Origin of the sequence: Modicisalibacter ilicicola DSM 19980, from assembly GCF_900128925.1 — a bacterium.
Classification (GTDB): domain Bacteria; phylum Pseudomonadota; class Gammaproteobacteria; order Pseudomonadales; family Halomonadaceae; genus Modicisalibacter; species Modicisalibacter ilicicola.
On record NZ_FQUJ01000004.1, the window covers coordinates 136,477 to 148,074 of the forward strand.

6 protein-coding genes are annotated in these 11,598 nt (G+C 58.1%); 5 read left to right on the forward strand and 1 reads right to left on the reverse strand.

Features of this window, described 5'->3' with window-relative positions; all coding sequences use genetic code 11:
- Positions 1–1,305, reverse strand: a complete 1,305-nt coding sequence (locus BUA41_RS05210) for a hypothetical protein (RefSeq protein ID WP_072820432.1) — start codon at positions 1,303–1,305, stop codon at positions 1–3.
- Positions 1,306–1,466: 161 nt separating this feature from the next.
- Between BUA41_RS05210 and BUA41_RS05215 the strand changes: the two genes are divergently transcribed.
- The 5 genes from BUA41_RS05215 to pglX are packed head-to-tail and all read left to right on the forward strand — an operon-like array spanning position 1,467 to position 11,579.
- Positions 1,467–1,670 (forward strand): helix-turn-helix domain-containing protein, encoded by a 204-nt coding sequence (locus BUA41_RS05215; RefSeq protein WP_340641246.1) that lies wholly within the window; start codon positions 1,467–1,469, stop codon positions 1,668–1,670.
- Entirely contained in the window at positions 1,667–5,839 is a 4,173-nt protein-coding gene (gene pglW, locus BUA41_RS05220) for a BREX system serine/threonine kinase PglW (protein ID WP_245791848.1), read from the forward strand. The genes BUA41_RS05215 and pglW overlap by 4 nt, the downstream gene beginning before the upstream one ends.
- A 14-nt stretch (positions 5,840–5,853) precedes the next feature.
- The gene (locus BUA41_RS05225) at positions 5,854–7,212 is read left to right on the forward strand and encodes an AAA family ATPase (RefSeq protein WP_072820436.1); all 1,359 of its coding nucleotides are present in this window, start codon (positions 5,854–5,856) and stop codon (positions 7,210–7,212) included.
- Complete coding sequence (gene ptuB, locus BUA41_RS05230) at positions 7,205–7,837, forward strand: retron Ec78 anti-phage system effector HNH endonuclease PtuB (RefSeq protein ID WP_072820437.1); 633 nt, start codon at positions 7,205–7,207, stop codon at positions 7,835–7,837. Before BUA41_RS05225 ends, ptuB begins: the two co-directional genes overlap by 8 nt.
- Before the next feature lie 31 nt (positions 7,838–7,868).
- Positions 7,869–11,579, forward strand: coding sequence for a BREX-2 system adenine-specific DNA-methyltransferase PglX (gene pglX, locus BUA41_RS05235; protein ID WP_072820438.1), 3,711 nt, complete (start codon positions 7,869–7,871; stop codon positions 11,577–11,579).
- Positions 11,580–11,598 lie beyond the last annotated feature (19 nt).

Here is an 11,598-nt window from a genome sequence, read left to right on the forward strand (position 1 = left end):
CTATGGCCCAGGTTGCCCCGATTTCGCCTGGGCCATGGTGTGGTGCCAGTACTCAGGATATTTTGAGAACTTCTCCACCATCCATTCAAAGGTCTGGTGGTTTGCAAGGGATGGGGCCGCCCTTATCAGAGCGTCTAAATGACTCTTTTCGTACTCCATCCATTTTGTCCATACGGTGGCCACACGGGCCATGATAAATGGAAGGAATGTGCCATAGGCCTCACCGCTCAGGGATTCCAGAAACTTGGTGAGGTGATCAGCTTCGGGAACCGTACCGTTTCGCCACTGCTTCAAGAGAGATAGGCGAGTCTCATCGGCGGTGTCTGCAATTTTTTGAAGTATGTCTGAAGGGCTCTCAATGGCTGAGTCCTGTCGTGCCCGCGTTCTCATCAGTTCTGGCTGAGGCAGATGACGGGCCATGGCACGGTACGACACAGGCTGTTCGCCAGGGTTTAGAAAGGCGGTGCGCCAGAATGCATAAAGTCGATGAGTAGCAGTGATCAGTTCGCCCTGGTCAACTAACGGTGTCAGCTGTCCCATGCCGCCGTGGTTCACTAAAGCATCATCTAGGCTGGCTGGTAGCCTCAATATTTCTCGTAATGGAAGCATATCAGCCATAAAGCTAGCCAGGAGCTGATGATAGAAGTCTACTCGTAGGCTGAAGGCGCATTTGAGCGCATCGGCGGCTAGTTCTAGCGTTCTAGGGTGGTCGGGTCGATTGGCGTCGATTATGGCAGCGCCGTAGACCTGGATCTCTCTTGTGGTGAGGAGCGTTTGGCGCTGGCAGGTTTCGCAGAAGGCTGTATGTAATAGTGCTAGCTGCTCTTCGGTCGAGACATCTAGCTTTCTAGCGCGATGAATTGCCAGCATCAGTTGGCTCTCCGCCTCGGATCGCTGCTTCAGAAATGCGAAGGTCCGAGGTAGCTCCAATCTCTGTGGCTGGTAATGGTTGATGCCTTCGAGCAAAGATCGAGCTTGAACTCTCCATTTCGTTCCATTGGTACCATTGACGACAGGCTCTGTCGGGATGATCTCATTAAGGATCTGTGTAAAGCCCTTTTCCTTTGCGGCTTGATGGATGTTTGCCTCGATCATCTCAGCAATGCGTGGCGTCACGCCATCCTGGCAGGCTTTCCTGAGTGTCTTCAGGTCCGGCTTGTTGGCCAGCCCTAGCTCTTCCTGCATCCAGTAAAGTGGTGTATGCAAGCACTTAGGACCGCCCAGCCAGCCCATAAGCTCAGATACCGGTGGTACGAAGGGGAACGGGCTATCAGGAAAATCGATTTTAACCTTCTCTTTCGCCATGTTTTCTCCTGAGCTCGCCGTGGCACATTGGCTCCAGGCTGCAGTCTTGCCGTCCCCAACCCGGGCAGGCCGAGTCAATCCTTGTTTGGCTTCTAGCCTATGATTAAACTGGACAGAATTGAACTCTTTTGACAGGCCGGGCAGGGATGACAGAGCAGATCATGACCATCAAGGAGGTCGCGGGCTACCTTAAGGTCCACGAGCGGACTGTCTACCGGCTCGCCGCCAAGGGCGAGCTACCGGCCTTCAAGGTCGCCAACACCTGGCGTTTTCGCCTGCAGGATATCGATCACTGGATCAGCCAACAAACGGGCACGCTGGCAAGCGCCGATGCCGGGCAGACAGACAGAGGGGGTGAGTCATGAGCATGGCTACCCACTGGAAGCAGATCACCCCGTCGGATTACGCCTGGGAGCGCGAGGCTCTTGAGTTCCTGCGCGAGGCTCTGCCGGATCACGACCCCTACCGCGCCTGGTCGAATTTCGAGTTCATCGCCCAGGATGGCTCCATCAACGAAGTTGATATGCTGGTCTTGACGCCAAAGGGCTGCTTCCTGGTGGAGGTGAAATCTCACAGCGGTGAGCTGAGCGGCGATGCCAGTACTTGGGTGCAGATCAAGCGCAACGGTCGCCGGCATTCCTTCGATAATCCTCGCCTGCTTGCGGATCGCAAGGCCAAGAAACTGGCCTCCCTGTTGGGGGCCCAGCCCTCCAGCCGCAAGAGCAGCAAGGATCGCATCCCGTTCATCACCTCTCTGGTGTTTCTCTCGTCGGAAAACCTGACCACACGGCTGGAAGGCCCCGCGCGGATCAACGTCTGCACACGTGACGATGTGTTGGCGAACCTGACCGAGATGCATGAGGACTGGCCTCACCGGATCATGTCACGCCCCGTGGCCAAGCTGCTCTCGCGCGCGATGGAAGAGGCCGGGATCAAGGAGTCGAAGCGGCTGCGGCGCGTTGGGCAGTATGAGCTGACCGAACTGTTTGACGAGTCGGATTACTACCAAGAGTGGCTAGCCCGCCATCTCGATGTGGGAATGGTTCGCAAGGTCCGCATCTACCTGACTCAGCACCGCCCGCCGGAGGAGGCGCGGCGGTTGCAGAAGGCCGCCGAGCTGGAATCACGCATCCTGGAAGGCCTGGAGCATCCGGGCATTCTCAAGGCATTGGACCTGCTGCAGCACGACCATGGTCCGGCGCTGGTCTATGAGCATGACCCTGAGGCCTTCCGCCTCGACCTGCTGCTGCGCAATAACGTCCGCCGGCTGGATACGCTCCAGGCCATCGACCTGCTCCGGCAGATTGCCGAGGCGGTGAAGTACGCCCATGGCCAGCGGCTCTACCACCGAGCCCTCAGTCCTCAGAATATTTACGTCAAGCAGCTCCCTGATGGCGAGCTGCGCTGCAAGATCGCCAACTGGTCCACCGCCAGCCGGATCTTCGAGAGCGACACTCAGCAGCTGAGTGTGTTGAGCCACCTCACCTATCTCGTGCGAGAGGAGGCCGGACCCTACGTGGCACTTGAGGCTCACCAGGGCAAGGGAGACGGCGTGCAGATGGACGTCTTCTCGCTCGGTGCCATCGCCTACCACCTGTTCACCGGCAACAAGCCAGCCGAAAGCGATCTGGAGCTGCAAGACAAGCTCAGCCACGGCAAGGGCCTACAGGTCACCGATGCACTCAACGGTGCCAGTCCCGAGATGCAGTACCTGGTGCAGTACGCTACCCATCCCGATGCCAGCAGTCGCATTGATTCGGTGGATGAGTTTTTGGAGGAGCTCGAGAAGCTTGAGCAGGCGCTCTCGCGCACCGAGGGAGAAGTGCCTACAGTGCCGACCGAGGCTCAGCCAGACCAACTGCTGATGGATGGCATGCGGGTCATCAAGCGACTGGGCAAAGGAGCTTCCTCGGTGGTATTCCTGGTTGACCACCAAGGCCAGGAGCGAGTGCTCAAGCTGGCCGTGACGCAGGATCACAATGCCCGCCTTCAGCAGGAAGCACACACACTGGCGAGCCTGCGCCACCAGGCCATCGTTGGCTATCACGATAGCGTGGAGCTGGATGGCCACGTCGGTCTGCTGATCGACTTTGCCGATCAAGGCACGCTGGCCCAGCGGCTGCGGCGCGAGGGCGCCGTGCCCCTGGGCATGCTGGAGCGCTTTGGTGAAGACCTGTTGGGCGCACTAGTGCACCTGGAAGATCACGCCATCTTCCATCGCGACATCAAGCCGGAGAACCTGGGCCTGATCAAGCTGGGTGGCAGCCAGCTTCACCTAGTGATGTTCGATTTCTCTCTCTCCCACGCGGGAGCCGACAACATCACCGCCGGTACTCTGGCCTACATGGACCCTTTCATCCGCGACCCGGGCCGCCGCCGCTGGGACGATTACGCCGAGCGCTTCGCCGTTGCGCTGACCCTTTACGAGATGGCCGCCGGTAGCCTGCCGGGCTGGGCAGGTGATACTGGTTTACCTGCTCTTATCGAAGGCCAGCTGCAGATCGACAGCAACATGTTCGATCCGCACATTCGTGACCGGTTGACGGCCTTCTTCGACAAGGCATTGGTCCGCGATGTACGTCAGCGCTTCGCCAATGCTGAAGAGATGCTCAAAGAGTGGCGGCGGGTGTTCCTGGACGCCCAGAAGCCGAGCCTGCAGCCACAGCAGCAGAATACAGGCACCTGTACCTTCGACGAGGCCTCGCTCGATACACAGATCGGTCTGCTGCCGCTGCGCCCTGCGGCGCTGGATGCACTGACCCGCCGCGGCATCAATACCGTGGCCGACCTGGTAGGCCTCAGCCGTAGCAAAGTTCGCGTCTGGGTCGGCGTGGGCAGCCATACCCGTGCCGAGCTCTCCGAGGCCATTGGCGTCTTGCAGGAGCGTCTGCAGACCGAGCAGCAGGCACGTGAGCGAGCTCAGGGCGATGATGAGCATGCCAGCATTGACCGCCTGTTCGGCATGGTGATGCCTGCCCGGCGCGCGGATCCGCAGCGTCAACAGTTCCTGAACGAGTATCTGGGTCGGCTGGATAATGACAAGCCCAGCGATAGCCATTCAGTCCACTGGCCCACGATGCTTAGCATCAGCGCCCATACTGGGCTCGACACGACCGACGTACGCACCTTCCAGGACAAGGTGATTGCCCTGTGGAGCAAGAACAAGGCGATCACCGAGGCCAGGGACGAGATAGCCGAGATCCTGGCTGATAACGGCGGCGTGATCACTGCACTCGAAGTGTCGGAAGCTTTGCTGTTGCGCCGCGGCTCGCTGCAGGAGAGCCCGCTGCGTGAACGCTGGGCCCAGGCAGTGGCACGTGCTGCCGTGGACACCGAACTGGCCAAGCAGGAGCCGCGCTGGATCATTCGCCGTATCGGGCGTCGTCTAGTTCTGGCCGACAATACCCAGCGACGCGGTGAGGAACTTGCCGACTATGCAGAGGCGCTAGGCCAACTAGCCGATGAGTGCGTAGAGCAAGAAACCCTGCTTTCCCCCAGCCGAACTCTGGACAAGATTCGCAGCGTACCCGCTCCGGAGGTCTCGCTAGGCCTGAGCAATGCCCGCCTGCTGCGCCTGGCCGCTGCGACGTCACAGCGCGCAGCACTTTCCAGTCGTGCCGAGTTTTACCCCACCGGCATGAAGGCCCAGCGGGCCCTGGAGCTGGCTCAGGGGGCGCTGCTGGGCAGCAAGGCGCTCACCGTGAAAGAGGTGCAGGAGCGTGTACAGGGCCGCTATCCCATGGCCGAAGCTTTGCCACCTAGGCCTCAGCTTGATGACCTGATGCACAGCCTAGACATGGGCTTTAAATGGGATGGCGACTTCGAGCTTGCCAATAAGAAGCGAGGCGCCTACTGCCTGCCGCTCGCGAGCCTGTCGACCAGCGGCGGCCGTAGCCTGACCCAGAGCCATTCCAGCAGTGGAGACGAAGGGCAAGGCACCACTCTCCAGGATGTTCAATCGCTTGAGCAGTCGATTCGCAATGCTCTCGACAGCGCCCGCTTCCTGGCGCTGACCGTACGCCCCCGCCAGTGGGAGCAGGCCAAGGCCAAGTTGCGTGCCAACTACCCGTTGATGCTGATCAGCTTCGATGAGCTGCTGCTGCGTCATCTGCACAAGCTCTGCGAGGGCATGTCTCGCCCCCCGGACTGGTCGGTGGTGCTAAAGGCCGATGCTGCCGAACGTACCAGCCATCATTGGCAGAACCTGCAGCGCTTGGTTGCTAAAGTGCTGCCAGCGATGGCGGAAGAGATTCGCGAGGCTGGCCAACCGGTGCTGCTCACGGAGCCCGGTCTGATGGCCCGTTATGAACTGGTCACCACCTGGCTCAACGAGCTGCGTCAGCATCTGGTGACCTCCGCTGATGATGGGACAACCACTCACGCGCTGCTGTTGCTGATCACCGCCGACGCCCAGCAGGATGGCGCTAACATTGATGGCGTGACCGTGCCCCGCGGGGCCGGCACGCGCGAGTGGGCACGGATTCCCAGCGTCTGGCTGGAGAACGACGCTACGGTCAGCGTGGCCGTGGCCTAATAAGGAGCGAGGGAATGAGATTCAAGCAGCTGTCGCTGGAGAACTTCCGGCACCTCGCTCACTTCGAGACCACGCTAGATGAGCGACTGACGGTGCTGGTTGCCCGCAACGGTCAGGGCAAGACCACCGTGCTGGATGCCCTCGCCGTGCTGCTGGGCTCCTTCGTCGGCGCCTTCGATATGGGCAAGAGTCGCCATATCGAGCGCTCCGATGCGCGGTATCGTCGGCAGGGCGAGAATGCCGAGCAGGAGCAACAATATCCGGTGCGCATTGCAGCCACCCTGGCCGAACTGGAAGGCCAGACCATCCGCATTGCCCGTGAGCTCACAGGGCCCAAGAACCGCACCACCGTCAAGGATGCCGTCCCTCTGGCTGAACATGGTAAGGCCCTGATGCAACAGGTGCGTGACTTAGAGCCCGTCACTTTGCCGCTGATGAGTTACTACGGCACTGGCCGCCTATGGCGGACCCACAAGAACCTCAAGCGCAAGGCTGTGCTCAGCGAGAGCCGCACTCTGGGATATGAGGACTGCTTGACCTCATCTTCTAATTACTTGCAACTGCAGGAGTGGATGGGTAAAGCCACTCTGGCTGTACTCCAGCAGAAGGAGCGCAAACTCGACGTGCCTTCCCGGCTAGAGGGCCAGCTTAATGCCGTGCTGCGCGCCGTTGACAAGGTCTTGGAGGCAGAAGGGTGGTCCGGAATTCACTACAGCCTGACCTATGAAGAGCTTGCAATGCAGCAGCAGGGGCAAGGGATTCTACCGGTCAGTCTACTCAGTGACGGGGTGCGCACCATGGTCTCCATGGTCGCCGATATGGCCTGGCGTTGCGCCAAACTTAATCCTCACCTAAATGCCGACGCCGCCAAGGAAACCCCAGGGATCGTGCTGATCGACGAGATCGACCTGCATCTGCATCCGGCCTGGCAGCAGCGAGTGATCCAAAGCCTCGTCTCCACCTTTCCCAAGGTGCAGTTCATTGTCACCACCCACAGCCCGCAGGTGCTAACCACAGTCTCCCGAGAGTGCATCCGCCTTATCGATACCCGGTGGGACGAGGAACGCCAAGACTGGGCACGGGTATCCATCGAGCCGGACTTCCAGACCCGCGGCGTGTCCAGCGTAGAAACGCTCTCGCGGATCATGGGCATCTTCCCGGTCCCCGATGTGAAGGAGGCTCGTCTGCTGGATGACTATCGCCAGATGATCGAGCAGGGCCAGGAGGAAAGTCAGCCAGCGCAAGATCTCTACACACAGCTCATCGCGCATTTCGGTGAAAGCCATCCGGTGATGATCGAGTGTGAGCGGCTGCGGCGTTTTCAATCGATGAAGCGGAGAATGAAAGGCAGGGAGTCCGCGTCGGATGCATAAGCTTGTTAGACCCGAAGCTCCCGGATGTTTATCCCGATTTCGACATGGTCGTGATAACTGGCGTAGAGACGTCAGCTTCGACGATAAGAGGAAAATATGGGAAAAGCTGGAGGCTATGCAGGGACATCGCTGTGCCTATTGCGAAGACAAGCTGCCAGAGGATAGACGGCATATCGAGCATTTCCGCCAGCAGTCCAGCCATTCTCAGGGCACCTTTCAGTGGGACAACCTGTTCGGCTCCTGTGAAAAGAAAGACAGCTGTGGCCGACGCAAGGACAGAACCACCTATCGTAATGGCGATATTCTCAAGCCCGATGTCGACGATCCGGATGACTACCTGCAGTTTCTGGCCGATGGCCGCATCGTGCCGCGCAATGACCTGACAGAAAGGCAGCGCCACCGTGCCGAGGAGACGCTGCGCGTGTTCAACCTTGACCATGAGCGTGGTGCCCTGCGTCAGATGCGCCGGTCGGCCGTGCAGGGCTATCTGAGATCGGTTGAGGATCTGCAGGAGTTGTCCGAATCGGATGAAAGCTTGTACTTCGAGTACCTCCACGAAGAACTAGAAGCAATCGCTGGCCAGCCTTTCGAGACCGCCATCCGGCATCTGTTCACGGCACACTAAGCACCGCACAACGCATACGTAGGGAACAGGAATGATTGATCGCGAGAAACTGCTGGCTGACCTGAAGAGCGAACTCCCCAAAATCGAGGCGGATATCCTCCAGTACAGCGAGCGTCATGCTGAGCTGGGCCAGCACCTGAAGGAGGAGTACCAGAAGGCCGTGGAGGCCGGCCGGACGGCGGAGCACTTCGTCGCCTGGCGGGAGGCGCAGATCACCCAGGCGGCCGCGGCCTGGGTACTGACCTGTGTGTTCGTGCGCTTCTTGGAGGACAACGGCCTGCTGGATGAGCCGGTGCTTTCCGGACCCGCGGCGAGAGCAGATGGCAGCAGCCCCTTGGCCCATGCCAAGGAGCGCATCACCCACCATTTCAACGAGCACCCGGCCCACGGCGAGCGCGAATACCTGCTGGCTTTGTTCCGGGAGCTAGACCAGGTCCCGGTGATCGACTCTCTGCTTGATCCGCGGCATAACCCGCTGTGGCAGATTCCGGTCTCCGACGACGGCGCCAAGCGCCTGGTGGACTTCTTCCAGCGGATCGATCCTGAAACCGGCGAGCTGGTCCACGACTTCACTGACCCGGAGTGGGACACCCGCTTTCTAGGCGATCTCTACCAGGACCTCTCAGAAGCCGTGCGCAAGCGCTATGCGTTGCTGCAGACACCTGAGTTCGTGGAGGAGTTCATCCTCGATTACACCCTGACCCCGGCCATCGAGACCTTCGGGCTGGAGGGGCTGCGGCTGATCGACCCGACCTGTGGTAGCGGCCACTTCCTGCTCACCACCTTCGAGCGGGTGTTCGACGTCTGGCAACGGCGCGAGCCGGCCACCAATGCGCGTCATCTGGCCCAACGCGCCCTGGACGTGGTGCATGGGGTGGATATCAACCCCTACGCCATCGCCGTGGCCAAGTTCCGCCTGCTGATCGCCGCCCTCAAGGCCGCAGGCTCGGATAAGATCCGCAACGCCCCGGACTTCGATTTCCATCTTGCAGTCGGCGACTCCCTGCTGCATGGCAAACGTCATGAGTCACAGGGGCAGGGCCTGCAGCTCGATACCTTCGATGACTCACTTAAGCACGCCTTCGAGACGGAGGATCTGACCAAGCTCAACCGAATTCTGGGGCAGCGCTACCATGTCGTAGTGGGCAACCCGCCCTATATCGTGGTTAGGGACCCAGCGCTGAATCAAGCTTATCGAGCCCTCTATCCCACTTGTCATCGCCAATACTCCCTGGGTGTCCCCTTCACCGAGCGCTTTTTCGATTTGACGCTGCCGCCTGTAGGCAGCCGGCCGGCAGGCTATATGGGCATGATTACCGCTAACAGCTTTATGAAGCGGGAGTTTGGGAAGAAACTGATCGAAGAGTATCTTCCCCATAAAGAACTCACCCATGTGGTCGATGCCTCTGGTGCCTATATTCCAGGGCATGGTACACCAACGGTTATTCTGTTTTCTCGAAATCGTCAGCCTAATCATGGAAAAGTTAGGGCTGTTTTGGGAATTAGGGGAGAGCCAAAGACTCCAGAAAATCCGGCAGAGGGGAAGGTGTGGAGCTCTATTGCTAGCCTTGTTGACTTTGCTGGGAAAGAAAATGATTTCGTTACCTCAGTAGATCAAGACAGAAGCTCGTACTTTATCCATCCCTGGAGTGTAGGTGGGGGCGGGGCTGCCGAGGCCAAAATGAGTATTGAAAACGGAAGCTCATCAAAGCTGGGGTCAGCGATTGTAGACCTTGGCCGGAGTACTCATACAGGTGAGGATCATGTTTTTTATCTGCCCCCAAAAAGCTTAAAAACTCAAGGCCTCTTGGAATATTCTGTTCCTTTGATTGAAGGGGAGCAAATTAGGGACTGGGGTATTGATGGTGGTCTTTGGTCAATTCTTCCATATTACCAAGACTCAGGGAGGGTTATGTTAGATTTGTCTGATTCCCTGAGTCGATACCTTTGGGGATATAAGACTATCCTGAAGAACAGAAAGGATTTTGGTCAGTACATAGAAGACAGAGGTTTGCTCTGGTATGAGCATTCCATGTTTTTTCCAAAGCGCTTCTTAAGCAAGCGATCAATTCCCTTTGCATTTGTTGCTAGCCACAATCACTTCGCTTTAGATACTGGTGGAAATGTTTTTAAGCAGTCGGCTCCTCTTATTGTAATTCCAGAGGACAAAGAAGAAGATGAGGTATTTGAAATTCTAGGGGTTTTGAATAGTTCCTCTGCTTGCTTCTGGATGAAGCAAGTAAGCCAGCAAAAGCAGCTTACTGGCGGAGACGGTGTAAGAGTTGAGTTTGTTTCAAAAGTTCCTTATGAATTCGCCGGAACTCAGCTGAAAAAGCTTCCGCTACCTACTGGTTGCGAAAAAAAATGGCACTTGGATTATTTGGTGACTCTGGTGAGAGAAATGGAGTTTCTGTCTCGCAGATGTGCTGAAAAAACTGCAAAAGTTATATTGTCTTCTGCAAGCTTTTATGAAGATGGCTTGTCTGATGTATGGAAGGATGCGCTTCATCAAAGAGAAGGCTTTAGGCGCAAGATGATATTAATTCAGGAGGAGATAGATTGGCGTGTTTATTACGCATATGGACTATGCGATGCATCATTGCTTGCAGATATTGATGGTTGGTTAGGTGTTGATATTGCTCCAGGGCAGCGTCCTTTTGAAATTGTTTCTGGCTTTAATCAAGAAGGTTTTGACGTGCCTGAAGACGTGCCTAGCGATTGGCCTCAAGGCATGAGGGAAAAATGGCATCAGCGAATGAATGCCATGCGTGAAAACAAAGTGATTCGCGTAATTGAAGACCCGCATTACAAGCGCCGTTGGATTGGACGTCAGGGTTTGTTTAACCACTCTTCCCGATCAAATGAGTTAAAATCTGCATGTACTGATTGGCTGCTGGATCGCCTCGAGGAAGAGGTCAAGGCCAACGGCCCCGAGCTGATCACCGGCGCCCAACTGGCCGACCGCGTGCGCCACGATGAGAAGTTCCAGCAGGTCGCCGAGCTCTATACCGACAACCCGCTGTTCGACGCCCAGCAACTGGCCACCGAGCTGATCGCCGTCGATGAGGTACCGCAGATGGCCCCGGCGCGCCTCAAGCCCGCGGCTATCAAGAAGTTCCGCGCTTGGCAGGAGACCTGGGACAAGCAGCGCCTGGAAGATGCCATCGACGCCGAGTTCGGTGTGGCCGAGCCGCTGAGCCCCGAAGACGCCGAGAATGCCGAGAAGGTGAAGGCCTATGAGGCCGCGAAGGAGCGGGCCGAGGCCAGGAAAGCCGCCGAAGTGGGTACCATCCCTGTGCCCCCGAAATATGCCGCTACCGATTTCCGCAAGAGCAGCTATTGGTCGCTGCGTGGCAAGCTAGATGTGCCCAAGGAGCGCTTCTTCAGCCTACCCGGCTGCGAGAAGCCCGGCGATAGCACTCCAGTGATTGGCTGGGCTGGCCTCGATCATCTGCAGCGGGCCCAGGCCATCGCCGGCTGGTATATGGAACGCAAGGAGCAGGACGGCTGGGAGCCCGACAAGCTGATGCCTATGCTGGTGGCCCTGGAGGAGCTGATCCCCTGGTTGAAGCAGTGGCACAATGAGCTGAACCCAGAGTTCGGTGAGCGCATGGGCGAATTCTACGAAGGCTTCCTGTTCGAGGAGCTACGGCAACTCGAGCTAACCCGTGATGACCTGCTGGCCTGGCAGCTTCCCGTGGCCCGCCGCGGCCGCCGTCGCAAAACCGCCACCAGCGCCTGATAGGGAAGGAAGAGTACCG

Coding starts and splice junctions, on each gene's coding strand:
- BUA41_RS05215 (WP_340641246.1), top strand. CDS start 1,467: ATGACCATCAAGGAGGTCGCGGGCTACCTTAAGGTCCACGAGCGGACT.
- BUA41_RS05225 (WP_072820436.1), top strand. CDS start 5,854: ATGAGATTCAAGCAGCTGTCGCTGGAGAACTTCCGGCACCTCGCTCAC.
- BUA41_RS05210 (WP_072820432.1), bottom strand. CDS start 1,305: ATGGCGAAAGAGAAGGTTAAAATCGATTTTCCTGATAGCCCGTTCCCC.
- pglX (WP_072820438.1), top strand. CDS start 7,869: ATGATTGATCGCGAGAAACTGCTGGCTGACCTGAAGAGCGAACTCCCC.
- pglW (WP_245791848.1), top strand. CDS start 1,667: ATGAGCATGGCTACCCACTGGAAGCAGATCACCCCGTCGGATTACGCC.
- ptuB (WP_072820437.1), top strand. CDS start 7,205: ATGCATAAGCTTGTTAGACCCGAAGCTCCCGGATGTTTATCCCGATTT.